21 protein-coding genes are annotated in these 23,718 nt (G+C 73.8%); 10 read left to right on the forward strand and 11 right to left on the reverse strand.

Features of this window, described 5'->3' with window-relative positions:
- Positions 1–163 precede the first annotated feature (163 nt).
- Positions 164–2,152: a hypothetical protein gene (locus ACFVU7_RS15400; protein WP_388045385.1), complete on the reverse strand. Its 1,989-nt coding sequence runs from the start codon at positions 2,150–2,152 to the stop codon at positions 164–166.
- 233 nt (positions 2,153–2,385) lie between these two features.
- Complete coding sequence (locus ACFVU7_RS15405) at positions 2,386–3,852, reverse strand: MFS transporter (RefSeq protein ID WP_388045386.1); 1,467 nt, start codon at positions 3,850–3,852, stop codon at positions 2,386–2,388.
- A gap of 231 nt (positions 3,853–4,083) precedes the next feature.
- Here ACFVU7_RS15405 and ACFVU7_RS15410 point away from each other — a divergent pair, with 231 nt between their 5' ends.
- Positions 4,084–4,923, forward strand: a complete 840-nt coding sequence (locus ACFVU7_RS15410) for a helix-turn-helix domain-containing protein (RefSeq protein WP_387825243.1) — start codon at positions 4,084–4,086, stop codon at positions 4,921–4,923.
- A gap of 120 nt (positions 4,924–5,043) precedes the next feature.
- On the opposite strand, the gene ACFVU7_RS15415 is transcribed toward ACFVU7_RS15410, so the two are convergent.
- Positions 5,044–5,910, reverse strand: a complete 867-nt coding sequence (locus ACFVU7_RS15415; protein WP_387825240.1) for a GNAT family N-acetyltransferase — start codon at positions 5,908–5,910, stop codon at positions 5,044–5,046.
- A 112-nt stretch (positions 5,911–6,022) separates the two neighbouring features.
- Between ACFVU7_RS15415 and ACFVU7_RS15420 the strand changes: the two genes are divergently transcribed.
- The 3 genes from ACFVU7_RS15420 to car all read left to right on the forward strand — a co-directional run bounded on the left by ACFVU7_RS15420 (position 6,023) and on the right by car (position 10,966).
- Positions 6,023–6,550: a hypothetical protein gene (locus tag ACFVU7_RS15420; protein ID WP_380780876.1), complete on the forward strand. Its 528-nt coding sequence runs from the start codon at positions 6,023–6,025 to the stop codon at positions 6,548–6,550.
- Positions 6,551–6,619: 69 nt separating this feature from the next.
- The gene (locus tag ACFVU7_RS15425) at positions 6,620–7,330 is read left to right on the forward strand and encodes a FadR/GntR family transcriptional regulator (RefSeq protein WP_049649562.1); all 711 of its coding nucleotides are present in this window, start codon (positions 6,620–6,622) and stop codon (positions 7,328–7,330) included.
- 93 nt (positions 7,331–7,423) lie between these two features.
- Entirely contained in the window at positions 7,424–10,966 is a 3,543-nt protein-coding gene (gene car, locus ACFVU7_RS15430) for a carboxylic acid reductase (RefSeq protein ID WP_388045387.1), read from the forward strand.
- A 53-nt stretch (positions 10,967–11,019) separates the two neighbouring features.
- Here car and ACFVU7_RS15435 read toward each other — a convergent pair whose 3' ends face one another.
- The 3 genes from ACFVU7_RS15435 to ACFVU7_RS15445 all read right to left on the reverse strand — a co-directional run bounded on the left by ACFVU7_RS15435 (position 11,020) and on the right by ACFVU7_RS15445 (position 14,254).
- Complete coding sequence (locus ACFVU7_RS15435) at positions 11,020–12,795, reverse strand: glycoside hydrolase family 3 protein (protein ID WP_388045388.1); 1,776 nt, start codon at positions 12,793–12,795, stop codon at positions 11,020–11,022.
- Positions 12,789–13,544: a tyrosine-protein phosphatase gene (locus ACFVU7_RS15440; RefSeq protein WP_388045389.1), complete on the reverse strand. Its 756-nt coding sequence runs from the start codon at positions 13,542–13,544 to the stop codon at positions 12,789–12,791. Before ACFVU7_RS15440 ends, ACFVU7_RS15435 begins: the two co-directional genes overlap by 7 nt.
- Positions 13,545–13,654: 110 nt before the next feature.
- On the reverse strand, positions 13,655–14,254 hold the full coding sequence (locus tag ACFVU7_RS15445; RefSeq protein WP_388045390.1) for a TetR family transcriptional regulator: 600 nt from the start codon (positions 14,252–14,254) through the stop codon (positions 13,655–13,657).
- Positions 14,255–14,501: 247 nt separating this feature from the next.
- Between ACFVU7_RS15445 and ACFVU7_RS15450 the strand changes: the two genes are divergently transcribed.
- Genes ACFVU7_RS15450 through ACFVU7_RS15470 form a run of 5 tightly spaced genes read left to right on the forward strand, consistent with a single transcriptional unit; the run spans position 14,502 to position 19,947 of the window.
- Positions 14,502–16,058, forward strand: a complete 1,557-nt coding sequence (locus ACFVU7_RS15450; RefSeq protein ID WP_388045391.1) for an ABC transporter substrate-binding protein — start codon at positions 14,502–14,504, stop codon at positions 16,056–16,058.
- Positions 16,055–17,023, forward strand: coding sequence for an ABC transporter permease (locus tag ACFVU7_RS15455; protein WP_388045392.1), 969 nt, complete (start codon positions 16,055–16,057; stop codon positions 17,021–17,023). The genes ACFVU7_RS15450 and ACFVU7_RS15455 overlap by 4 nt, the downstream gene beginning before the upstream one ends.
- Positions 17,010–17,927: an ABC transporter permease gene (locus ACFVU7_RS15460; RefSeq protein ID WP_388045393.1), complete on the forward strand. Its 918-nt coding sequence runs from the start codon at positions 17,010–17,012 to the stop codon at positions 17,925–17,927. Before ACFVU7_RS15455 ends, ACFVU7_RS15460 begins: the two co-directional genes overlap by 14 nt.
- Positions 17,924–18,946 carry an ABC transporter ATP-binding protein gene (locus ACFVU7_RS15465; RefSeq protein WP_388045394.1) on the forward strand — a complete coding sequence of 341 codons (1,023 nt, stop codon included), beginning with the start codon at positions 17,924–17,926 and terminating at the stop codon, positions 18,944–18,946. Before ACFVU7_RS15460 ends, ACFVU7_RS15465 begins: the two co-directional genes overlap by 4 nt.
- Positions 18,943–19,947 carry an ABC transporter ATP-binding protein gene (locus ACFVU7_RS15470; RefSeq protein WP_388045395.1) on the forward strand — a complete coding sequence of 335 codons (1,005 nt, stop codon included), beginning with the start codon at positions 18,943–18,945 and terminating at the stop codon, positions 19,945–19,947. Before ACFVU7_RS15465 ends, ACFVU7_RS15470 begins: the two co-directional genes overlap by 4 nt.
- Positions 19,948–19,965: 18 nt before the next feature.
- Here the strand turns inward: ACFVU7_RS15470 and ACFVU7_RS15475 are convergent, their stop codons facing one another.
- Positions 19,966–21,051 (reverse strand): DUF5937 family protein, encoded by a 1,086-nt coding sequence (locus tag ACFVU7_RS15475; RefSeq protein WP_388045583.1) that lies wholly within the window; start codon positions 21,049–21,051, stop codon positions 19,966–19,968.
- 106 nt (positions 21,052–21,157) lie between these two features.
- Between ACFVU7_RS15475 and ACFVU7_RS15480 the strand changes: the two genes are divergently transcribed.
- Positions 21,158–21,307, forward strand: coding sequence for a hypothetical protein (locus tag ACFVU7_RS15480; RefSeq protein ID WP_198959359.1), 150 nt, complete (start codon positions 21,158–21,160; stop codon positions 21,305–21,307).
- Between the two features lie 139 nt (positions 21,308–21,446).
- Here ACFVU7_RS15480 and ACFVU7_RS15485 read toward each other — a convergent pair whose 3' ends face one another.
- From ACFVU7_RS15485 to ACFVU7_RS15500, 4 genes are all read right to left on the reverse strand, one after another.
- Entirely contained in the window at positions 21,447–21,743 is a 297-nt protein-coding gene (locus tag ACFVU7_RS15485) for a hypothetical protein (RefSeq protein WP_074002741.1), read from the reverse strand.
- A gap of 269 nt (positions 21,744–22,012) precedes the next feature.
- On the reverse strand, positions 22,013–22,744 hold the full coding sequence (locus tag ACFVU7_RS15490; protein WP_388045396.1) for a hypothetical protein: 732 nt from the start codon (positions 22,742–22,744) through the stop codon (positions 22,013–22,015).
- On the reverse strand, positions 22,738–23,052 hold the full coding sequence (locus ACFVU7_RS15495) for a hypothetical protein (protein ID WP_380738304.1): 315 nt from the start codon (positions 23,050–23,052) through the stop codon (positions 22,738–22,740). Before ACFVU7_RS15495 ends, ACFVU7_RS15490 begins: the two co-directional genes overlap by 7 nt.
- A 37-nt stretch (positions 23,053–23,089) precedes the next feature.
- Entirely contained in the window at positions 23,090–23,326 is a 237-nt protein-coding gene (locus tag ACFVU7_RS15500; protein ID WP_143204547.1) for a hypothetical protein, read from the reverse strand.
- Between the last annotated feature and the right edge of the window lie 392 nt (positions 23,327–23,718).

Here is a 23,718-nt window from a genome sequence, read left to right on the forward strand (position 1 = left end):
TGCTCGGCGAGCGCCACCTTGCCGCACGTGTCGATCACCGTGATGGTCGCGCCCGCTCTGAAGGCCGGACAACCGCCCCGTGTCACCACGGGGCGGTTGTCCACGGAACGGCGGGGTGACGTGGGGATGCCCCGGCGGGCATCACCACGTCACGTCCTCACCGTCAGGCGAGCTTCTGGCAGAGCAGCGCGTAGGGCCGGGCCGCCCAGAGCTGCCACCAGGGCTGGGTGTAGGCCAGGCCCGCGGCGACCTCGTCGTTGGCGCACTGGCCCTTGGCGAAGCCGTAGGAGAAGTCGCCGCCGGCGGCCGCGGTGGGGCGGTTGTCGCCCTTGTCGAACCAGAGCGTGCGGGTCGATGTCCCCAGCGGGGCCGCGGACTTGGCGCAGAGCGCGCCCATGGTGCGGCCGTTGCGGCTGTAGCCGGTGAGGACGGAACCGGCCGGGCACTGGGCCTTGGCGTAGCCCGGTGCCCAGTCGGTGGTCACGTAGGTGCCGCCGTGGTCGACGACGTACGCGTGGCCGGCATCCCAGAGGTCCGGCTTCGTGACGTCCGTGCACAGGCCGTTGTCGCCGCCGTGGCTGAGGCCGATCAGCCGGGTGCCGTCCGGGCAGGAGGCCTTGAGCGCGCGCGGGTCCCAGTCCGGCCGGGTCTTGAGGTAGGCGGAGCGGTTGTCGTCGAACAGGCCGGCGCTGAGCGCGGTCCAGTTCACCAGGGGCACCGGGGACTGCCCGGCGCCCACCGAGACGAGCGGCCATTCGCGGTGGAAGGCGAGGAAGGGCAGGTCGGCCTCGAGGATCGGGGTGCCGAGGATGGCGAGCCGGGCCATCAGCGCCCCGTTGATGTCGAGTCCGCCGTAGAGGGCGGCCGTGCCGTTGACGGTCGGCGTGGTGCTGGTGCCGTCGAGGACGACGGAGCCGTTGACGGCGGCCCGCAGGTACGGCTCGATGGAGGCCTTCACGCCGACCGTGTCGTACAGGGCGATCGAGCCTTCGGCGAGCAGGCCGGCCTTCGCCGAGGCGGAGCCCCTCAGGTCGAGGCGCAGCGGGGAGACGGTGGAGTTCCCGGGGTCGGTGGTGGTGGTCCAGCCCGGGCCCTTGACGTAGTCGGAGTGGACGCCCCACTGGCCGTCGTAGGCCTGCTCGGCGTCGAGGGTGACGGTGCCGTCGGCGCTGACGTCGGCGGAGAGGGTGAAGGCCAGGTTGATCACGACGGGCAGCGGGCCCACCATCACCACGGGGCTGGCGCTGTACGTGGCGAGCGGGATCCGGACCGGCCCGGTGCTCGCGGTGAGGTTCGCGCTGACCCGCCAGTCGGCGTGCGCGCCCAGGGTGAAGCCGACCCGGGCCTGCTGGGGGTCGATGAGGCCGAGGCCGCCCTGGTAGGAGAAGTCGATGGCCGGGTGGAGCGAGACCGAGCCGGACAGCTTCGCCGAACTGCCGTCGGGCAGCGGGACGGTGGCGTCGGCGCTCAGCCCCAGGCTGCCGGAGACCGAGCCCTGGCCGGAGGTCGCTCCGAAGTCGGTGACGACCTTGACGCCGCCGATCTGCGGGTGGACCTCGAAGCTGCTCGGGCTGACGGCGCTGCGCAGGTTGGTGCTGGTGCCGCCGAGCAGTTCGGGGAGGGTGGCCGGGCGGGTGGTGACGGCCACCTTCCCGTCGGCGGTCGACTGCACACCGGTGACGGCGACCAGCGCGCCGTGCGGGGCCGCCGGGGTGGGCGGGCTGTCGATCAGCTGCCCGGGCTGGACGGCGGACGCGGCGTCAGCGGCCGTGGCCTGGGCGGACAGCGACTGCGGACCGGCGGTGGCCGGTGCGAGCACGGCGGTGCCGCTGTTCGGGTCGAAGGAGGAGAGCGCGAGGACGGGAGCGGTGGTGGCGGTCGCCGGCGCGCTGCCCTGCGCCGGGGCCGCCACCGTGGCCGCGGCCGTGCCGGACGTCGGGGGCGCCAGCGTCGCCGATGTGCTCGGGTCGGCGGACGAGGCGGACGGGTCGGTGGGCGCGGTCGGCGCGGTGGTCGAGGGCGCGGTGGTCGAGGTGCTTGCGGTGGTGCTCGCGGCGGCCGGTGCGGCCGCCGCCCCGGTGAGGGCGGCGCCGCAGAGGAGGAGCACGGTGGTTGTCGCCGCGGCTGACAGCGTCAGCTTGCGCACGGTCACGTGGAGGGTCCCTTCGGGGTCAACGGTGCTGAGGCAGTGGTGACTTGTGGCGGGACGCACAGCTCGGAGTCGTCGCACAGACTCTCGAACCGCCGGGTAACATAGCACTGACGGACAGCCCTGTTGACTGGTTCATGCAAATCCCGGGTCACGACCACCGAGACTTCACCGCGCTGGGGCGGGGCCTTCCCCTCGGGTTCACCCGGCACTCGGCGCCCGGTACCGTGGCGCCGTCAGCCGCCCCGCCTGCCGAGACGGGCCGTGGCCGGGAGGCCGACGAGCAGCAGGAGTGCGGCCGCCGCCGCGTAGGCGAGGTGGTGGCCGCCCAGGGACAGCTCGCCGTGGCCCGCCGCGCCGACGCTCTGGGCGACGCCGGCGAGGACGGTGGGGCCGATGCCGCTGCCGATCTGCAGGGCGGTGGCCGTGACCGCCGAGGCGGTGCCGTGGGCCTGGTCCGGCACGTCGCGCAGGCCGGTGACGGTGATGGCGGGGAAGGCCAGGCCCTGCCCGATGCCGGTGACGACCAGGCCGGCCAGCACCGGCCCGAGGTACGGGCTGTGCTCCCCCGCCGCGCACCACAGCAGCACGCCGCCGGCGGTGAGCAGCAGGCCCGTGGCCAGCAGCGGGCGTGGTCCGCGGGTCCTCATCAGCCGCCCGGAGACCAGGGCGGCCGCGACCACGGCCAGGCTGACGGGAAGGACCGCGAGGCCCGAGACGGCCGGCGGCATGCCGCGCACCTGCTGGAGGTAGAGCGGCAGCAGGAACAGCGACCCGGTGACGCAGAAGTAGAACGCGCCGGCCACCACCGCCGCGGTCCGCACGCCGGGCGTGCGCAGAAGGTCCCGGTCCAGTAGGACCGCGTCCCCGCCCCGGGTGCGCCCGCGGCGCCACCACAGCCAACCTCCGGCCACGGCGGCCGCCAGCAGCGCGGCCGCGAGCGGGCCGCCGCCGGGGCGGGAGGCCAGGTCCGCGCTGAAGACGGTCAGGGCGATCGCCGCCACCAGCGCCCCGGCCCCCGTCACGTCCAGGGAGCCCCGGCGGTGCCGCTCACCCGGTGGCAGCCACCGCACGGCGGCCACGGCGGTGACCGCCGCCGCCAGGGCCTGCAGCGCGAACACCCAGCGCCAGCCGAAGGCGCCGGTGACCACGCCCCCGAGGACCAGACCGGCCCCGTAGCAGCCCGCCTGCGCGGCGGAGAACACGCCCAGCGCGCGCGAACGCATCGGCCCGTCGGCATAGACCGAGGTCAGCAGGGCGGTGGCCGCCGGCATGGTGATCGCCGCCCCCGCGCCCTGCAGCACGCGCCCCACCACGACCGCCCAGAACGCGGGCGCCGCGAACGCCAGCGCGGCGCCCGCCGCCACCGTCACCAGGCCCCCGACCAGCACCCGCCGACGCCGCAGCCGGTCCGCCATCGCCCCGCCGCACAGCAGCAGCCCCGCGAACGCGAGGGCGTAGCCGGTCACCGCCCAGGACAGGTTCTGCGCCGAGGTGCCGAACCGCGCGCCCACCGAGGGCAGGGCGCTGTTGAGGACGGCGACACCACCGGCGTCCAGGCCCGCCGCCGCGCTCAGCACCGCCAGGGGCGCGTACCGGACGGACCGCGGGGCATCGGGCCCCGGGCCGGCGGACTCCGGTCCCCCGGGCCGTACGGGCATGGGCGGGGCAGGCGAGAACGGTTCGCCGGGACGTGCGGGCATGGACGGACTCCAAGGACGAAGGACGCGCACCGGGAACGACGGACGCGCGAACGCGCCGACACACCGGAACCGGCCCGTCGGCGACCAGGGCCGCCCGCGTCGCGCGGCGCCCCCGGCAGCCACTCTGCGCCGCCGCGCGCACCGCGACGAGACACCGCCGCGGGCAGGCCCCGCCGGGGGTGGCCCTGGCAGGGCTACCCCCCGCGCCGCCAGGCGACCGATACTCGCCGCATGGCACCATCAGCGGCACTCCCCGAACTGGCCCACTTCCTGCGCACCCGCCGGGCCCGACTGACCCCGGAGGCCGCCGGCCTGCCCCGCACCAGCACCCGCCGGCTGAACGGACTGCGCAGAGCCGAGGTCGCCACCCTGTCCGGCATCAGCCCCGAGTACTACACCCGGCTCGAACAGGGCCGTCAGCGCCGCCCCTCCCCCGAGGTCCTGGACGCCCTCGCCACCGCCCTGCAGCTCGACGCCGACGCCCGCCGCCACCTCCACCACCTCGCCACCGGAAACCCCGTCCACCAGGCGGACCCCGCCGCCGTGGCCCCGGACGTGCCGGAGGCGACCCTGCGGCTCCTCGCCTCGATCACCCCGTGGCCCGCCCACGTGGTCACCCCCATGCGCGACATCCTCGCCTGGAACGACGCCGAGGCCTGGCTGCTCCTCGACTACGCCGAACTCCGGCCCGAGCAGCGCAACTTCGCCTGGTTCGTCTTCTGCGACCCCCGGGCGCCCCGGCTCCTCACCGACTGGGAGAAGACGGCACGTGGCAACGTCCACCGCCTGCGCCACGCCCTGGCCGCCGACCCCCACAACGAACGCGGCACCCGCCTCGTGGCCGAACTGACGGCGCGCAGCAGCCGGTTCGCCGCCTTCTGGGAGGAACACGACGTCCGCGGCCCGGCCACCGGCAGCCACGGCTTCCACCACCCCCGGGCCGGCCGGCTCGACCTGGACTACACCGCCTACGTCGTGCCCGGCACCCACAATCTCGAACTCGTCGTCCTGACTGCGGCCGAGGGCTCCCCCAGCCACCGAGCCCTGCGGCAGGCCGCGGCGGACCGCTGAACCGGCCCACGCCCGGGACCAGTTGGTGTCGGCAGGACGAGGGCGCGCCCGGCCGGCTCGTCGGGCGTGCCGACGGCCGACGGCCTCGGCCGAAGGGCCCGGGCCCGGGCCGTAGCGGTGTCAGGCCCTGCGGATCCGGTCGCCGATCTCCGGCCGCGCCTCGAACCCGGCCGCCCGGTACGTGGCGACGCCGCCGACGTTGGAGCTCGGTGTGCACACGCGAACGCTCGACGAGCCCAGCTCCCGCAGCGCGGCCGCCCCGGCGAGGGTGATCGCCCGGCCGTAGCCGCGACCGCGGTGGTCCTCGTGGACGCCCATCGGCTCGACCAGCCCCGGCCTCCCCGGGCCGGCCGACCAGACCGTCACCACCGCCGCCGGGCTGCCCCGGTCGTCGTAGGCGCCCAGGCAGCGGGCGTCGGCGGCGTACGGCCCCGCCGACATCCCGTGCCAGTACGCGGGCGTCGGCCGCGAGGTGCCGAACGCCGACCGCAGAACGTCGGCGAAGTCCTGCGCCTGCTCCGGGCCGATCGCCCTGATCCGTACGCCCGGGTCCTCCACCGCCTGCGCGAGGTCGCGGAACAGCGGCGTCCACGGCTCGTCGACGCCCCAGCCCTCCTCGGTCAGCAGGTCGTGGAGCAGCAGGCCCGGCGGCGCCTCGAGGGACACCGCCCCTTCCGGCAGCGCGCCGCGCTCCGGCAGCGAGACGTCCTCGACGAGCCGCCGCGCCAGGTCCTCGTCCCGGAAGGCGTCGGGAGCGACCGTCATCCGCAGCACCGTCGGCGAGTCCAGCATCCCGACGGCGAGGATCCGCCCGCCCCGGCTCCAGGTCCGCACCACCGCGGCCGTCTCAGCCGTGCCGAACCGACAGTTCCAGCCGATGTCCCCCGCGTGCAGCTGCATCGGCGCTCCGTCGTCCTGCCACTCCCGCAGCGCGCCCATGGCTTCGCGCACCCCGCCCGCGGTCGGCGTTCCCAGCACAATCGTCATAGCCGGCATCTGACACCCCGCCCAGGATTTCCGCAACCCGTTTACCGGCCGGCCGGTAATTCTCCTGGTGGTTGTGAGCACTTGCGGGAGGTCGCATACTGATAATAAGGAAGTGGACACCATGAAGCTGCTGGCGGAAATCGACAGAATGGTCGCCACCGGAAAGGTGGTGACCTCAGCGAACGACGAAGCCGTCGCGGACATCGTCCTCGCCACGATCACGAGTGGCACCACGGCCTCGTTCTACCTGACCCGCGCCCAGGCCGCGCTCGTCAAGGAGCGGTTCTGGACTCCGGAGCGGATCCGCCGCACAGGACTCCGCCCGATATCCCCCGAGGAAACCGAAAGGATCAGGGTGGAGCTGGGCGTCAGGGTGAAGAATTTCAGGTGCACCCCGATCACGTGCGGCTGCGGCCACGTCTACGACGCATTCGACTTCATTCAGCAGGGGATCCGCGAACACGGCCTCGACGTCGTCAATTCCGTATTCTCCCTGAAGGACTCGACTTTCCTCCAGGTCAATCCGTCCTTCGTCCCGATCTGCCCCGTGGACGACCGGAAGCTGAGTCGCACCCACAGCTCCGACGGCGGGATCGAGTACGACTGCGACGAGTACGGCGGGTGCTGCTACCAGGAGTGACGCTCCGTGCCCGGGGCTCGGGCCGAAGAGACGATGTTCAAATGTCTGATGTTTGTATATGGTCCTCCCATGACACGCATCAGCGCGCCGCGGCGCACGGCCAGCCTGTCCGCCCAGCTCGTGGAGAGCCTCCGCTCGCACATCGAGACGGGGGGCTGGCCGGTCGGGACGCGGATCCCGCCGGAGCAGGCCCTCGTCGAGGAGCTCGGGGTCGGGCGCAGCACGCTGCGGGAGGCGATCGGTGCGCTGGTGCACCTCGGCCTGCTGGAGCCCAGAGCCGGTGACGGCACCTATGTGCGCTCCTCCAGCGAGCTCCAGTCGGTGATGGTGCGGCGGGCGGGCTCCGCGAAGCGGGACGACGTGCTGGAGCTGCGGACCGTTCTGGAGGAGTACGCCTCGGGCGCCGCGGCCCTGCGCCGCAGCGAGGGGCAGGTGCGGCAGCTGCGGGAGCTGCTGGCCGACGCCGAGGCGGCCGCCGCCGGCGAGGACGCCTCCGCGGCCACGGACGTCGACGCGCTCTTCCACCGGTCCGTCGTCCGGGCGAGCGGGAACGAGCTGCTGATCGAGGTGTACGACCACCTCGGCACGGCGCTCACCTCGCACCTGGGGGGCCCGACCTGGAACGCCGCCCACGCCGAGGAGCACGGGGGCCTGCACCGGCGGCTCGTCGACGCGATCGAGACCCGGGACGAGGGCGGCGCCCGCGAGGCCGCCGCCGCGATCGTCCGGCTCACCCGCGACCACGAGATCGCCGACGCGCGTGCGGCCGAGGAGCGTTGAGCCCGCAGCCCTCCCGACTGATCCGATCACCCCGCACGAACGGCACCACCGTCCACCTGAACAGGATTTTCTCGGCTGCATAGGAGATCATTCGTGTCCCTCTCGCACCTCCCCGCCGACGAACTCGACGCGCGTACCGACCGACGAAGCGCCCACCTGTACGCGACCGACCCTCAGTTCCGCGACACCGCGCCCCTGGACGCCGTCACCGAGGCGATCCGCCGCCCCGACCTGCCGCTCGCCGAGCTGGTGGCCACCGTGCTGGAGGCCTACGCCGACCGCCCCGCCCTGGGCGAGCGCGCCACCGAGCCGGTCACCGACCCGGAGACGGGCCGCACCACGCTGCGCCTCCTGCCGCGGTTCGACACCCTCACCTACGGCGAACTCCGGGAGCGGGTGGGCGCGGTGGCCTCCGAGTGGCGCCACCACCCCGAACATCCGCTGGGCCCCGGCGACTTCGTCGCCCTCCTCGGGCCCACGAGCGCCGAGTACGCCGTGGCGGACCTGGCCTGTGTCCGCTCCGGCGCGGTGTCCGTCCCGCTGCAGTCGGGGGCCTCGGCGGCGCACCTGGCCCCCGTCGTCGAGCAGACCGCACCGCGCCTGCTCGTGGTGGACGTCGACCAGCTGGACGTCGCGCTCGAACTCGCGGCGGTCGCCGCCTCGTTGGGCAGGATCGTGGTCATCGGCCACCGGCCCGAGGCCACCGCCCACCAGGAGGAGCTGGAGTCCGCGCGCACCCGGCTCGCGGCGCTGGGCCGCGGGGTGGCCCTGGACACGCTGGCGTCGACCGTCGAGCGGGGAAGGGCGCTGCCGCCGCTCCCCCGGGTCCCCGACGGGTCGGCGCCCGACACGCTGAGTTCGCTGATCTACACCTCGGGAAGCACCGGCACCCCCAAGGGGGCCGTGTACACCGAGCGTCTGGTCCGGAGCTTCTGGCTCGACTACGTGCCCGGCCGGCCGGTGCGGCCCGCCATCGTGCTCAACTTCCTGCCGTTGAGCCACGTGATGGGACGGGGCGCGCTGTTCGGGACGCTCGCCAAGGGGGGCCTCGCCTGTTTCGCGGCGTCCAGTGACCTGTCGACGCTCCTCGAGGACCTCTCCCTGGTCCGTCCCACCGAGCTGCTCATGGTGCCCCGCATCTCCGACCTGCTCCTCCGGCACTACCGGGCGGAGCTGTCCCGCCGGGCCGGGACCGGCGGCGACGCGGCCGAGCAGGTGAGCGCCGGGCAGGTGATGGAGGAGCTGCGGGAGGAGGTCATGGGCGGCCGCCTCCTGTCGGCCGTCAGCGCCTCGGCCCCGCCGAGCGCCGAGACCACGGCCTTCGTCGAGGACTGCTTCCAGGTCAGGCTGATCGACGGCTACGGGTCGACGGAGGGCGGGGTCGTCTTCCTCGACGGCCGGGTGCAGCGCCCGCCGGTGACCGACCACAAGCTGGTCGACGTGCCCGAGCTGGGCTACTTCGGCACCGACACGCCGTACCCCAGGGGCGAACTGCTGATCAGGTCCGAGCGGCTCGTCCCGGGGTACTTCCGGCGCCCGGACGCCACCTCCGAGGTCTTCGACGAGGACGGCTTCTACCACACGGGCGACATCATGGCCCGGCTCGGCCCCGACGAACTGCGGTACGTCGACCGCCGCTCCAACGTCATCAAGCTGTCCCAGGGCGAGTTCGTCGCCGTCTCCCGCCTGGAGGCGCTCTTCACCGGCAGCCCGGCCGTCCGGCAGGTCTTCCTGTACGGCAGCGGCGCCCGCGCCTACCTGCTCGCGGTCGTCGTGCCGACCCGGGACGCCCTCGACCGCGTCGACGGGGACGCCCGGCGCCTCAGGGCGGTCCTGCGGGAGTCCCTGCGGGAGACCGCCGCCGGGGCGGGGCTGAACTCCTACGAGATCCCCCGGGACCTGCTCGTCGAGACCGAGCCGTTCACCCAGGAGAACGGGCTGCTCTCCGGGGTGCGCAAGCCGTTGCGGCCGGCCCTGACGAAGCGGTACGGCGAGCGTCTCGAAGCGCTGTACACCGAGCTGTCCGACCGCGAGGCCGAGGAACTCCGGACGCTGCGTCAGGCCGGCACCGACCAGCCGCCGCCGGCGACCGTGCTCCGGGCCGCGCAGGCGCTCCTGGGGCTGGACGAGGGTGTCGTGGAGCCCGACACGCGCTTCCTCGAACTCGGCGGCGACAGCCTCACGGCGCTGTCCTTCTCCCAGCTGATGAAGGAGATCTTCCACGTCGACGTCCCGGTCGACGTGATCGTCAACCCGGTCAACTCGCTGCGGCAGGTGGCCGATCACGTCGAGCGGGCGCTCGCGGCGGACCACCGCCGTCCCACCGCCGACAGCGTCCACGGCCCGGACGCGACGCGGCTCGACGCGGCCCAGCTGCGGCTGGAGGCGTTCCTCGACCCGCGGACCGTCGAGCAGGCCGAAGGGCGGAGGCCGGCCGGTCCGCTGCCCGAGGCCCGGACCGTCCTGCTGACCGGCGCCAACGGCTACCTGGGCCGCTTCCTGTGCCTCGAATGGCTGGAGCGCGTGGCGGAGCGCGGCGGCACGCTGGTGTGCGTGGTCCGCGGCTCCTGCGCCGAGGAGGCCCGGGCCCGGCTCGACGCGGCCTTCGACAGCGGCGACCCGGACCTCGTGGAGCGCTACCGCGCGGCCGCCGCCCGGCACCTCCGGGTGGTCGCCGGCGACATCGGGGAGCCGCGTCTCGGGCTCGACGAGGAGACCTGGCAGCGGCTGGCCGACACCGTGGACCTGATCGTCCACCCGGCGGCACAGGTCAACCACGTCCTGCCCTACGGCCAGCTGTTCGGCCCCAACGTGCTGGGAACGGCCGAGCTGATCAGGCTCGCGGTCACCTCCCGGACCAAGCGGTTCACCTACCTGTCGACGGTCGCCGTCGTCTTCGGGAACGCGGCGGCCGCCGACGAGTGGGCGGACATCCGCACCGCCGGCGGGGTACGCGACCTCGACGGTGACTACGCCGACGGCTACGCGGCCAGCAAGTGGGCCGGCGAGGTGCTGCTGCGCGAGGCGCACGAGAGGTTCGGCCTGCCGGTCGCCGTCTTCCGCTCGAACATGATCCTCGCGCACCCGCGCTACCGCGGTCAGCTCAACGTCCCGGACGTCTTCACCCGCCTCGTGCTGAGCCTGCTGGCGACGGGCGTCGCACCCGGCAGCTTCTACGCCCGGGGCACCGGCGACGGCCGCCCGCACTACGACGCGCTCCCGGTGGACTTCACCGCGCGGGCCGTCACCGCGCTCGGCGACGACGCACGGGAGGGCTACCGGACGTACAACGTGGTCAACCCGCACGACGACGGCATCTCGCTCGACACCGTCGTCGACTGGCTGGCGGCGGCCGGGCACCCCCTGGCCCGTGTCCAGGACCACGCCGAGTGGATCGAGCGCTTCGAGACCGCCCTGCACGGCCTGCCCGACCGCCGGCGGCAGCACTCGCTGCTCCCGCTGCTGCACGCCTTCGCCGAGCCGGCCCAGCCGGTCGCCGGGTCCGCCCTGCCGGCGGACCGGTTCCGGGCGGCGGTCCGGGCCGCGGCCCTCGGCGACGGGAACGACATCCCGCGGCTGTCACCGGACCTGATCACCAAGTACGTGGCCGACCTCCGGGCGCACCGCCTGGTCTGACAGCGCCTCCGTGGCCGCCGCGGGGCCGGCACCGGCCCCGCGGCGGGCCCGGCTCAGCTCCCGTCGCCGGCGCGGTGGCCGTGGCGGAAGAGCGGGGCGCGGGTGTCGAAGGGGACGTCCTCGCGGGCCGCGGCCACGGCGGCGTCCGAGGCGGGCAGGTCGAACGGCAGGGTCGCGGTCATCGGGGCGCGGCCGAGCGCGGCGTCCAGGACGACCTCGTCGGCGGCGCCGAACTCCCCGATCAGCAGGGCCGCGTGCGGGGCGAGCGGGGTGAGCACCGCGGGCCGCTCCAGCTGGGCCGCGAAGACCGTGGGGACGACGGCGGCCAGCGCGGCGAGCCGGTCGGCCTCGGCCGGCTCGAACTCCAGCGAGCCGCTGTGGAAGTGCTGTTCCAGCAGGCCCTCGCGCCGCTCGTACGGGGTGGCGAGGCGGACGACGGCCAGGTCGGCCCGCGCCGGGTCCTCGACGACGTTCCCGTACCGGGCGGCGACGGCCGGGTCGACACCCTCCACGTACAGCCGGGTGGCGCTGCGCGGCTCGCCGGCCAGGTGGACCACGGAGCGGCGCTGGACCTCGCGGCCGAGCGCCCGGCCCTCCGGGGCGCCGACCAGTTCGGCGGCGGCGTCCGGGTCGACGTACGGGTCGTCGAAGAGGCCGAGGCGGAACTTGTCGCGCAGGATGCGGCGGACGGACTCGTCCAGCCGGGCCTCGGTGACCGCGCCGGAGCGGAGGGCCGCCAGGATCAGCTCCGGGTCCGTCTCGCCGCCGAGCTGGTCGGCGCCCGCGTCCAGGGTGAGCGCGACCTGCTCGGCGACGGACAGCTCCTCGACGCCCCAGTGCCGCGGGGGCAGGGTGACCACGCCGGGGACGTCCATGCCGGTGATGGCGTTGAAGTCGGTGCAGACCACGCCGTCGAAGCCGTAACGCCCGCGCAGCAGGCCGGTGATGACGTCCCGGTTGAAGTTGGCGCCGACCTCGGCGAGGCCGCTGCCGGAGGGGATCGCGTAGGCGGGCATGATCTGCGCGGTGCCCGCGGCGAAGGCCGCCTCGAAGGGGCGCAGGTGGGTCTCGAACTCGCCGCCGGGGTAGACCAGTCGGCGTCCGGCGGCGAAGTGCGAGTCCTCGCCGCCGGCCTGCGGGCCGCCGCCGGGGAAGTGCTTGGTCATGCAGGCGACGCTGTCCGGGCCGATCGGCCCGCCCTGGAGGCCCTCGATGTAGGCGGCGATCATCCGCGAGGCGCGCTCCGGGTCCTCCCCGAAGGTGCCGCTGATCCGGGCCCAGCGGGGCTCGGTGGCGAGGTCGGCCATCGGGTGGATGGCGACCCGGATGCCGACGGCGCACAGCTCGCGGCGGATCAGGTCAGCGTAGCGGCGCACCAGGTCGGGGTCGTCGGTGGCGGCGAGGCCGATCGGCTCGGGGCCGGTGCTGAAGCCGCCGCCGGTGTGAGCGGTGGCCGGGTTGGCGGTGAAGCCGTGCCGGGGGTCGGAGGAGAGGGTGACGGGGATGCCCAGCCGGGCGGCCGCGGCGAGGTCCTGGACGTGGTTGTTCCAGGCGGCCATCGCGCGCGGGTCGGGGACGGCCATCATGGCGAAGTGGGTGAGGCCGCGTTCGGTGATCAGGCCGGCGCCGGAGGGGAACGGGCCCTGGTCGCCGGGAAGCATCCGGCCGTGCAGCATCTGCGCGGCCTTCTCCTCCGGGGTCATCCGGGCCAGCAGGTCCTCGACCCGCTCCTCGACGGGCAGCCGCGGGTCCTCGTAGGGCTCCATGGTGCCGTTGTGGTTGAGGTCGCGGAAGGGCGTGCCGTCGGTGTGGTGCAGGACGGTCAGCATGCCGTCACCTCGGCGGTGTTCGACGCGGCGGCCTTGGCGCGGAAGGCCTCGATCGTCTCGGCGGTGACCCCGCAGGCGGCCAGGAAGCCGGCGGCGCCGCCGTGCCTGGCCCGGACCAGGTCGAGGAAGGCGCTCATCGCCCCGGCGGGGGCCTCCAGCAGCGGGGCGGGGACGACCATCCGGCCGGCCTCGACCTCGTTGAGGGCGGCACGATTGCGCTCGGCGAGCCCGGCCCAGATCTGCTGGATCGCCTCGTTGGTGCGGGCGTAGTCGGCGACGATCTCCTCGGCCGGCACCCCGAGCAGCTCCAGCAGCAGCGCGGTGAGCAGCCCGGTGCGGTCCTTGCCGGCGGCGCAGTGCACCAGCACCCCGCCGGGGCGGACGGTGGCCTCCACGGCGGCGGCGAGGGCCCGCGGCGCGGACTCGGCCATCAGCAGGTAGAAGGCGCCGAGGTCCTCGGCGGTGGTCATGGTCCGCATGGCCCGCGCGAGTTCGTCGTTGGTCGGCTCGATCCGGGCGGCGACGACGGCGATGCCGGCGGCCTCGGCGGCGGCCCAGTCCTCGGGGCCGGTCTCGGCCTCGCCCCGGAGGTCGACGACGGTGGTGATGCCGTGCTCGCGCAGCTGGGCGACGACGTCCGCGTCGGCGGCGGGGAAGGGCTGGGCGGAGCGGAACAGGGCGCCGGGGCGGATCCAGCGGCTCGCGGGGTCGGCGAGCGCTGCGGGGTCGCGGAAGTTGACCAGGGACATGCGGAGGCCTTTCGGGTCGTGCGGGGGGGGTGTGCAAAAGGGGAAGAGGGCGTGCGGTGCCGTCCGGGCGGCCTGCGGCGCGCCCGGGAAGGACGGGGTACGGGGTCGGGTCAGCCCGCGGTGGCGAGCACGTCCCGGTAGGCCCTGACCCAGTCGGTCAGGGTGCCGCTCTCCGAACCGATCAGGACGTGGCGCCGCACCATGCCGCCGAACATCGCGCCGAGCGCGGTCGGACGCAGGTCGGTGGCCGGGTCGACGTCGAGCCGCTCGGCGGCGATGGTGACGGTGCGTTCGGTGAAGGCGTCGATGACGACCAGGGCGTAGTTGTGCACGGAGTGCACGTCGAGCAGGCCCCGGCGCAGCCGGCGGCGCCGCTCGGTGTGCTCGACGGGCTCCTCCAGCCGTCCGCCGGTGACGGTCAGCGCGTGGTCGAGCGCGGCCCAGAGCGGGAGTTCGGCGGGGGCGGCGGCGAAGGCGTCGAGGACGACCTGGCCGAAGTCCCAGCCGAACAGCAGCGCCTCCTTGGCCGGGTAGTAGCGGAAGAAGGTGCGGTGGGCGACGTCGGCGCGGCGGCAGATCTGGTCCACGGTGGTGCGCTCGTAGCCCTGCTCCTCGAAGAGGTCGAGCGCCGCGCTGCGGATGCTGTCGCGGGTGCGCGCCTTCTTCCGGTCGCGCATGCCCTGCTCCGCCGCGGTGTCCGTCCCCTGCATCGTTCTTCCGCTCCCGTTCGGTGAGTTGAGTGTCGGTCGTGTCGGTGGGTGGGGCCGCCGAGGGGGCCGCCATGAGTACGGAACCACGTCCGGCCGCGCCCGCTCAAGGCGAGCGCCGACTCTTCCGGGTTTCGTCATCCGGAATTTGCACAACTGCCTTTTGGCAGTCCTGCCACTTCCGGAATGGTGTGTCGCGTCGGCGGCCGCACTCCCCCTGGCCGCCCCCACTCCCCCGAACCGAGGAACCATGAAGCGGCACTACCTCCTGGCATCGGCGGCCCTCGCCGCCGCCCTCACCCTCACCGCCTGCTCCGCCTCCGACGACGCGCTGTCCGGCACCGGCGGCGCCGCCGGGAACACCGGCGCGGCGGCCGACGGGCCGGCCGTGGACGGCGGCACGCTCAAGATCGGCCTGGACCGGCCGTTCGCCAAGCTCGACCCGGCCGACGGAACCCTGATCCAGATGCCGATGATGGTCCTCGCCAACGCCCTGTACGACCCGCTGATGGTCAACGGCGACAACGGCACCGTCCAGCCGTACCTCGCCAAGTCCTTCACCCCCGACGCGGACGCCACGGTCTGGACCCTCGACCTGCGCGAGGGCGTGACCTTCAGCGACGGCAAGCCGCTGGACGCCCAGGCCGTCGCCGACCATGTCGCCCGGCTCGCCAAGCCGGAGAGCAAGTGCGCCTGCGCCCTCGACGCGGCCGCCATCGCCACCACCGCCGTCACCGGCCCCACCACCGTCGCCTTCACCCTCAAGGCCCCCGACGCCGCCTTCCCCAACCTGTTCACCCGCTCCCTCGGGTACGTCTCCGAGGCGCCGGCCGGCGACTCCCCCGCCGTCGGCTCCGGCCCGTACACCGTGGAGAGCGTGCAGCCCGGAGTCTCCGTCACCCTCGCCCGCAACCCCGCCTACTGGGGCACCAAGGGCCACGCCGACAAGCTCGTCTACCGGGTGCTGTCCGACGCCGACAGCCGCTACCAGTCGCTGCGCTCCGGCGACACCGACCTGATCTGGACCGAGACGCCCGGCCAGCTCAAGCAGGCCGCCGCCGACGGGCTGCGCACCGCCACCGGGCCCGGCTCCACCAGCACCGTCGTCTTCAACACCAAGGCCGCGCCCTTCGACGACGTCCGGGTCCGCCGGGCCGTGCAGTACGCGATCGACCGCGAGGCCCTGGAGAAGGTCGTCTTCCTCGGCCAGGGCGCCGTCTCCGACGGCCCGATCGGCTCCCGCTCCCCGTACCGCACCGCCGGCGCGTACCCGGCCCACGACACGGCCAAGGCCCGCGCCCTGCTCGCCGAGGCCGGCCACCCCGATCTCGCCTTCGACTACCTCGTCGACAGCCGCCCCGAGGCCCAGCAGCGCGCCACCGTGCTCCAGCAGATGCTCGGCGAGGCCGGGATCAGGATGACCATCAAGCCGATGGACAACGCGAGCCTGGGCACCGCGATGCTCCAGCGCAAGTTCCAGGTCCTGGACTTCATCACCAGCATGTTCGGCGACACCGACACCGCGCTCGGCAGCCTCTACCTGCCGAACTCGCCGTACAACTTCATGGGTTGGACCGACCCGGAGGCCGCCAAGGCGATCACCGAGGGCCGCGCCTCGACCGACCCCGCCAAGCGCTCGGCCGCCTACGGCCAGGCCGCCCGGCGGGTCGTCGACGAGGCGCCGATGGCCTTCCTCACCGAGAACACCGTCGGCTTCCTCTCCACCGCCAAGGTCGGCGGCCTGCCCGACCTCTCCAAGCGCACCGTCCTCAACGTCTCCCCCGCCACCCTGTGGGTGAAGCGATGACCCCCGGCACCCGGACCGCCCTGCGGTACGGCGGACGGGTCGGCCGCGCCGCGGCCGTCCTGCTGCTGGTCACCGTCGCCGCCCTCGCCTTGCCCCACCTGATGCCCGGCTCGCCCGCCGTCGCCGCCCTCGGCCCCACCGCCACCCCCGAGCAGATCTCCGCCTACGAGGCCGGGCTCGGCCTGGACCGCAACCTGTTCGCCGCCGCCTGGCAGTGGATCGGCGACGCCCTGCACGGCGACCTCGGCCACTCGCTGTCCACCGGAGCCGCCGTCACCACCGAACTCGCCGACCGCATCCCCGTCACCCTCGAACTCTTCCTCGCCGCCCAGCTGGTGGCGCTCTGCCTGGCCGTGCCCGTCGCCCTGCTCTCCGCCTGGCGGCCCGGCGGCACCTTCGACAGGATCGCCACCGCCGGCACCTTCGGCTGGCTCGCCGTCCCCGGCTTCGCCCTCGGCCTGCTGCTGATCTGGATCGCCGCCGTCCAGCTGCGCGTCCTGCCCGCCACCGGCTGGACCCCGTTCACCGAGGACCCGGCCGAGAACCTCCGCCACCTGGTGCTGCCCGCACTCACCCTCGGCCTCACCGAGGCCGCCGTGTTCACCCGCACCCTGCGCGGACAACTGCTCGACACCCTCGACCAGCCGTACATCGCCGCCGCCCGCAGCCGCGGCATGGGCACCACCCGGCTGCTGCTGCGCCGCGCCCTGCGGCCGTCCAGCCTGCCGCTGGTGACGCTGATCGGGATCGGCATCGGGACCTCGCTCGGCGGGTCGGTGCTGGTCGAGTCGCTGTTCGCGGTGCCCGGCGTCGGCAGCCTGGCCTCCGCCGCCATCGCCGGCCGGGACTTCCCGGTCGTCCAGGCCGTCGTGGTGGTCAGCGCCCTCGGCGTGGTCGCGGCCACCTTCGCGGTCGACCTGCTGTACCGCACGATCGACCCGAGGATCGCCCATGAGCACCGTTGAGACCACCGTCGTCACCGTTCTCCAGGCCCGCACCGCCCGGCGCCGGCCCCCGGCCGGTGTGCTCGCCGCCGCGGCCTGGCTGGCCCTGGTCGCCCTCGCCGCCCTGCTGCTGCCCCTGCTGCCCGGCTTCGACCCGCTGCACGGCGACTTCGCCCACCCCTCCGCCGCCCCCGGCCCCGGCCACTGGCTGGGCACCGACGCCGCCGGACGGGACGTCCTGCAACGCACCGTCGCCGGCGCCCGCGCCTCGTTCACCGTCGCCGCCCTGACCATCCTGGTCGGCCTGCTCGGCGGCGGCGCGCTCGGCCTCGCCGCCGGCTGGTTCCGCGGCCCGGTCGACAAGGCGATCGGCTTCGCGACGGACCTGCTGATGTCCGTGCCCAGCCTGATCCTGGTGATGATCACGGTCTCGCTGCGCGGCCCGAGCCTCACCGTGATCGGCACCCTCATCGGGCTGTTCACCGTCCCGCACTTCACCCGGGTGGTGCGCGCCGTCGTGCTCTCGCTCGGCGAGCGCGGCTTCGTCCAGGCCGCCCGCATGATCGGCACCGCCCCGCCGCGGATCCTGCGCCGCGAGATCGTCCCGCACGTCGTGCCGGTCGCCCTCACCTTCGCCTTCACCGCCACCACCGTCGCCATCGTCGCCGAGGGCTCGCTCAGCTTCCTCGGCTTCGGGCTGCGCCCGCCGGAGCCCTCCTGGGGCGGCATCATCGCCGAGGGCCGCACCGCGCTCGGCAGCGCGCCGTGGATCTCGCTGGCGCCCGCGGCGGTGCTCTGCCTGACCGTCCTCGCCCTCAACTACCTCGGGGAGCAGCTGCGTTCGGGCACTCCCGCCGCCGCGAAGCCCACTACCCCGAAGCCCACTGCCCCGAAGCGCCCCGCCACGAAGGGAGTGCGCGGATGACCTCCGCCCCCGTCCTCGACGTCCGCTCGCTGGACACCGTCCTGCACACCCCCGACGGCCGCGCCCTGCACGTCCTGCACGGCGTCGGCCTGAGCATCGCGGCCGGCGAGTGCCTCGGCGTGGTCGGCGAGTCCGGCTCCGGCAAGTCCGTGCTCGCCCGCACCGTCCTCGGCGTCGATTCCCGCACCACCCGGGCCGTCGCCACCGGCGAGATCCGGCTGAACGGCGAGGACCTGCTCGCCGCCACCCCCGCCCGCCGCGCCGAACTGCTCGGCACCGGCATCGCCATGGTCCACCAGGACCCGATGACCTCGCTCAACCCGGTGGTACGGATCGCCGACCAGGTCACCGAGTCGATCACCAACCGGCGCCGCCTCTCCCGGCGCGAACGGCTGCGCACCGCCGCCGAACTGCTCGCCGCCGTCGACGTCCCCGACCCCGCCCGGCGGGCCCGCGCCCACCCGCACGAGCTCTCCGGCGGCCTGCGCCAGCGCGTCGGCATCGCCGCCGCCCTGGCCGGCGAACCCGCGCTGCTGCTCGCCGACGAACCCACCACCGCCCTCGACGTCACCGTCCAGCGCACCGTCCTCGACCTGCTCGACCAGCACCGGGTCGAACGGGGCCTGGCCACCCTGCTGATCACCCACGACATCGGCCTGCTGTACGGGCGGGCCCGGCGCATCGCCGTCATGTACGGCGGCCGGATCATCGAGACCGGCCCCACCGAGGCCGTCACCCGCACCCCCCGGCACCCCTACACCGCGGCCCTGCTGCGCTCCGTCCCCCGGGTCACCGGCCCGCTGCGCCGCACCCTGCCCGCCATCCCCGGCTCGCCGCCCGACCTCACCCGGCCCACCCCCGGCTGCCCCTTCGCCCCGCGCTGCGAACGGGCGACGGAGCTCTGCACCACGACCGCGCCGCCCACCCACGCCTCGGCGGACGGCCACACCGCCGACTGCCACTTCCCGCTCACCGAAGCCGACGTACCCTCGCCCGACGAACTGGAGCCCGCGGCATGACCACCTCCCCCGAAGCCGTGGGCCCCGACGCCGCCACACCGGGACAGCCCGTCCTGGAGGCCACCGGCCTGAGCGTCGTCCACCGCACCCGCTCCGGCCCGCTGCACGCCGTCAGCGGCGTCGACCTGGCCCTGTACCCGCGCCGCACCCTCGCCCTGGTCGGCGAGTCCGGCTCCGGCAAGAGCAGCATCGCCAAGGCCCTGCTACGGCTGCCCCCGCCCACCACCGGCACCGTCACCCTCGACGGCACCGACCTCGCCGCGCTCTCCCCGCGCGCCCTGCGGGCCGTCCGGCCCCGCCTCCAGATGGTCTTCCAGGACCCGCTCTCCTCCCTCAACCCGCGCCGCCGGGTCCGCGACCTCGTCGCCGAACCCCTCGACGCCCACCCCGACCCGGCCCGCGACCGCGAGGAGACCGTCACCCGGCAGCTGGAGGCCGTCGGCCTGCCGCCCGCCCTGTTCGGCGACCGCCGGCCCCACCAGCTCTCCGGCGGACAGGCCCAACGGGTCGCCATCGCCCGGGCGTTGGCGGCCGGGCCGCGCGTCCTGATCGCCGACGAGGCGGTCTCCGCGCTCGACGTCTCGGCCCAGGCCACCGTGCTCAACCTGCTGCGCGGGCTCACCGAGGAGCGCGGACTGGCCGGCCTGTTCATCTCCCACGACCTCGGCGTGGTCCGGGCGGTGAGCGACGAGGTGGCCGTGCTCCAGCTCGGCCGCGTCTGCGAGCGCGGCCCCACCGAGGCCGTGCTCGCCGCCCCCGCCCACCCGTACACCGCCGCCCTGCTCGCCGCCGTCCCCGAACCCGGCCGCCCGCTGCGCGACACCGGCCTGCTCCCCGCCGACCCGCCCTCCCCGCTCGCCCCGCCCAGCGGCTGCCGCTTCCGCACCCGCTGCCCCCTGGCCGACTCCCGCTGCGCCACCGAGGAGCCCCGCCACCGGGAAGTGGCACCCGGCCGCACGGTGGCCTGCCACCGCCCGCTGGTCGGCGCCGCCCGGGCCTGACCTCCCGGGACAGCACACCTAGCGCAGGACGGACTCCAGGAAGTCGCTGCCGATCCGGGCCACGACCGACAGGTCGAGCTGGTGGAGGACGTAGCGGCCCCGGCGGCGGGTGGTGAGCAGCCCGGCCTTGCGCAGGACGGCGAGGTGGCGGGAGACCTCCGGTGCGGTGATGTCCTGTGAGTCGGCCAGCTCGCTCGTCGAGTACGCCCCGCGCGCGAGGTGGCGGCACAGGTTCATCCGCATCGGGTGGGTCAGCGCCTCCAGGCGCAGCTTCACCGTCTCCACCGACTCGGCGCCGCCGACCTCGTGGGCGGCGGCCGGGTACTGGATCACGGGCTGCCAGCCCGGCGCGTACAGGGCGAAGAAGTGCGGCCAGCCGAAGACGGTCGGCAGCAGGGTGACGCCCGTGCTGCCGGCCTCGGTGCGGCCGTGCACCAGTTTGTCGACGACGATGCGGGTGCCGTGCCCGTCCTCCTCCAGGCTCAGTACGGAGGAGGTCGCCGCGAGCGCCTCCGCCAGGCCCTTGCGGCGCAGCAGGTCGGTCTTGTGCCGGGCGTCGGCGGCGAGCTGGACCTGGACGCGGCGCCAGGCGTCGGCGAAGAACGCGCGGTCGCAGTCCTCCAGGAGGCGCCGGATCCAGGCGCGGGTGCCGGTGGGGTCGGCGAGCGTCCGTTCGACGAAGGCCGCCTGGCGCGGGCCGCGCGCGGCGGCGAGGTCGAGCGCGCGGCGCCGCGACCGGCCGTCGGTCAGCGGCGAGGGCATGCCCTGTGAGTAGCGGCTGCTGTTGCAGGAGATCTCCAGGGCCGAGCCGACGAAGGTCTCGTCGTCCAGCTGGTCGAGGTCGTCCAGTTCCTCGGCGAGCGTCTCCCGGGGCCGGGGCGGCATCAGGAAGTCGGAGCGGGTCGAGCGCCACATGAAGTCGGCCTCGACGAGCCGGTCGGCGAGCTCCGGTTCGAGAGTGGCGGAGGTCGCCGTCGTCCAGGCGTGCAGGCGTGCGTGGTGAGCGGGCTCGGCCAGCGCGTGCAGGGCGTTGCCGAGTTCGGCCAGCGGCGAGGGGCAGAAGATGATCCGCTCGTGCGGCAGTCCGGTGATGTCAATGGTCACGCTCACCCCACCATGGTGCCGGATCGGGCGGCGGCGCCGTCCCGTCGTTTGACCAGTACCGTCAATCGGCGGGACGGGAGGGGCGCGCCGGGCGCAGGGTGAGGGCATGAACGCACTGCAGCAGCACCTCCTCGACAGCCACCGGGCCACCCAGCGCGGCGAACCGGCCCCGCCCCTGCCCGGCACCCACGACCTCGCCGTCCTGCGGGCGGTCGTCGGCCGCATCCGCGCGGCCCTCGGACTCCGGCGGGCCTAGCGAGGCGTACGCGCGGTTCTACGAGCACCTCGGCTTGCCGATGCCTTGGACACGGGTCCGAGGTCGAATCCGCCCGTCATCACAGGATGGCGGGCGGATTCGTGTCGCTCCTGCGCTTTTCGTACGCAGGCGCGCGGTGTCACCGCCCGACGAAGCCGAGGGGCACCGAATTGCTGGTGTTCGAAGAATTGACCTTGTCCTTCGTCTTGGCGTCCGAGAGGGCGATCGTCCCCTCACTCGTATTCAGACCGTCGGGGCATACCGAGTCTGCCGCCCTGCCGACGTCCACCCCATTCGCGGGCACGGTCAGGCTGTGCTTGCTGTCTTCGTCCGTGAACACTGCCCAGCGCACCAGGCCGAGGTCACTGCCCTCCAGATGAACCGGTCCGCCCGCCTCGACCTGGGTCGGGTAAACGGTGGTAATGTGCATGCCCATCCTGTCTCGCCTCCTCTTCTCTCACGTGTGCCGTCGGTCGGAATTAGCCCCGGTGGAGCAAGACCTGAATCCAATCTAAAAGCCCACCGGCGGCTGGGCAACCCCATTCGGTCGGGAAACACGGTTTCATGGAGATACATCAACAACATCACCACCAAGATGATTCGCTGACGAATCATTGATAAAATGCCCCTGTCGGGACGTGGGCGCAGCACTCCCCTTTGCGCACGGCCCGGGAGAAACCCGATCCGGCGGGACACGCGATGCCGCTACGGATTCTCGAAGACGATGTCCAGACTGTTGCTCGTGTTGCCCGGCGCGATCTCGTTCTGCGCATCGGCAGTGGAGAGCCAGACCTTTCCGCACCCGTTGGCCAGCCCCGGCGGGCGCCTCGACGTCGCCAGGTAGCCGACATCGCTACCCTTGGCATCCGTGATGACCGTCCTGCCGTCTTCGTCCGCGAACACCGCCCAGCGCACCAGGCCGAGATTGCTGCCCTCGAAAGTGACCGGCCCCCGTTCCTCCACGTCAGGGGGGTCGACCCTGTCGATGCGGGGAACGAGTCGCTTGACGTGAACGGTCACGTCTCCGGACCCGTAGGTCTCCGGTGGGCAGTCCGGCGGGCTCGTGACGGCCAGCCGAACCTTGGGATCGCCGGAGGAGAGCCCGCTGCCGACGCGGACGGCGACATCGAGATCGATCCGGTCCCCGCTGTCGTAGACGTCGAGGTGGGCGCCCGCGCACCTCAGGGTGGAATTCCCCGGCGACCGCTCGCCCCGGAAGGTCCCCGGCCGGCCTCCGTTCCGGCTGAACCCCACGACGTCCTCCTCGAACGTCAGCCCCGGATCGGCGGTGAGGACGAGGTCCGCGCCCGCGACCCCCTCCCGCGCGTCGACCACCCGGAACGCGGCGGTGACCACGGAACCCGGGTCGGCCGGGACGTCCTCGGCCGTCACGTCCAGCCGGCCGCCGCCGCCTCCGGTCTCCACACCGCTCACCATCCCAGCACGGTCACCCAGACCTCCCCGGCCGACGGATAGCCGTTGACCTGGGGATCGAATGCCCATTCACACGTCACCAGGACCCCACCCTTCTGGGCGTCCTCCAGGCTGGCCTCCGCCTTCACATGGATCCTTCCGATATTCTGGAACTGGGCATCGGTGTAGTGCCCGGAGTAGCCGGACACGAAGGCGACCGCCCTGTTGACGCACTGCTCGAACGAGAACTGCTGCGTCAGGGTCCTGACGGATGCGTCGCCGGACCGCGGAAACTCGAAATGGCACTGCTCGACCTGGATGATCGGCGCCACACTCACTCCGGCCACTGTCTTCCCTTCCCGTTTCCCGCTACATCCCACCCGTCTCGGCGATGACCAGGATCCGCGCCGAGGCCTGGAAGTTGTAGTCGGGGCCAGCGTCCCGCGGACGCAGCAGGAATGTCACCTGGACCGCGGCGGTATTACCGGTCAGCTTCCCCACGGAGCAATCGACGTGCTCCTTGCCGTAGGGGGCTTCACCGGGATTGTAGGGCCCCCTCAGGAATTCAAGGGAGAACGCCTGGATAGCGGCTTCGGCATTCTTCACGGGGTGACTGAAGGTGGCAGTACCATGCCATATCAATGGCTCCGTGCTGCGGCCGTGCTCATATGGGACGGCATCGACGACCGTGAATTCTATTCCCATGATCTGATCTCCGGACTCGCCCTGCGGATCCTGACCGCCGGCCGGTCAGTCCGTCACGGCCGGCTTGCCCCCGTTCGAGGTGTCCGTCGCCTCCTTCGCCCTCGTCCCGCTTTCGGCGCCGCCGGGGCCCGGAGCGAGGGTCCGGCCCGGCCGGCCAACGGTTCGCACACTTCCCAGCGCACACCATCCCGTCCACGATCGCAACCCGGTGCGGCACGACTACCCGGAGCGACCGGCCCACGGGCTCACGCCCCGAGGAACTCCGGACCGAAGTGCCGTGTCCGGTCCGATCG

The organism is Kitasatospora sp. NPDC058046 (genome assembly GCF_042885595.1).
Lineage (GTDB): Bacteria > Actinomycetota > Actinomycetes > Streptomycetales > Streptomycetaceae > Kitasatospora.

Bases quoted from the DNA above. Each gene is read 5' to 3' on its own strand.
- ACFVU7_RS15425 (WP_049649562.1), top strand. From the start codon at position 6,620: ATGACACGCATCAGCGCGCCGCGGCGCACGGCCAGCCTGTCCGCCCAG.
- ACFVU7_RS15405 (WP_388045386.1), bottom strand. From the start codon at position 3,852: ATGCCCGCACGTCCCGGCGAACCGTTCTCGCCTGCCCCGCCCATGCCC.
- ACFVU7_RS15410 (WP_387825243.1), top strand. From the start codon at position 4,084: ATGGCACCATCAGCGGCACTCCCCGAACTGGCCCACTTCCTGCGCACC.
- ACFVU7_RS15470 (WP_388045395.1), top strand. From the start codon at position 18,943: ATGACCACCTCCCCCGAAGCCGTGGGCCCCGACGCCGCCACACCGGGA.
- ACFVU7_RS15480 (WP_198959359.1), top strand. From the start codon at position 21,158: ATGAACGCACTGCAGCAGCACCTCCTCGACAGCCACCGGGCCACCCAG.
- ACFVU7_RS15455 (WP_388045392.1), top strand. From the start codon at position 16,055: ATGACCCCCGGCACCCGGACCGCCCTGCGGTACGGCGGACGGGTCGGC.
- ACFVU7_RS15440 (WP_388045389.1), bottom strand. From the start codon at position 13,544: ATGTCCCTGGTCAACTTCCGCGACCCCGCAGCGCTCGCCGACCCCGCG.
- ACFVU7_RS15415 (WP_387825240.1), bottom strand. From the start codon at position 5,910: ATGACGATTGTGCTGGGAACGCCGACCGCGGGCGGGGTGCGCGAAGCC.
- ACFVU7_RS15445 (WP_388045390.1), bottom strand. From the start codon at position 14,254: ATGCAGGGGACGGACACCGCGGCGGAGCAGGGCATGCGCGACCGGAAG.
- ACFVU7_RS15465 (WP_388045394.1), top strand. From the start codon at position 17,924: ATGACCTCCGCCCCCGTCCTCGACGTCCGCTCGCTGGACACCGTCCTG.
- ACFVU7_RS15460 (WP_388045393.1), top strand. From the start codon at position 17,010: ATGAGCACCGTTGAGACCACCGTCGTCACCGTTCTCCAGGCCCGCACC.
- ACFVU7_RS15485 (WP_074002741.1), bottom strand. From the start codon at position 21,743: ATGGGCATGCACATTACCACCGTTTACCCGACCCAGGTCGAGGCGGGC.
- ACFVU7_RS15435 (WP_388045388.1), bottom strand. From the start codon at position 12,795: ATGCTGACCGTCCTGCACCACACCGACGGCACGCCCTTCCGCGACCTC.
- ACFVU7_RS15490 (WP_388045396.1), bottom strand. From the start codon at position 22,744: ATGGTGAGCGGTGTGGAGACCGGAGGCGGCGGCGGCCGGCTGGACGTG.
- ACFVU7_RS15450 (WP_388045391.1), top strand. From the start codon at position 14,502: ATGAAGCGGCACTACCTCCTGGCATCGGCGGCCCTCGCCGCCGCCCTC.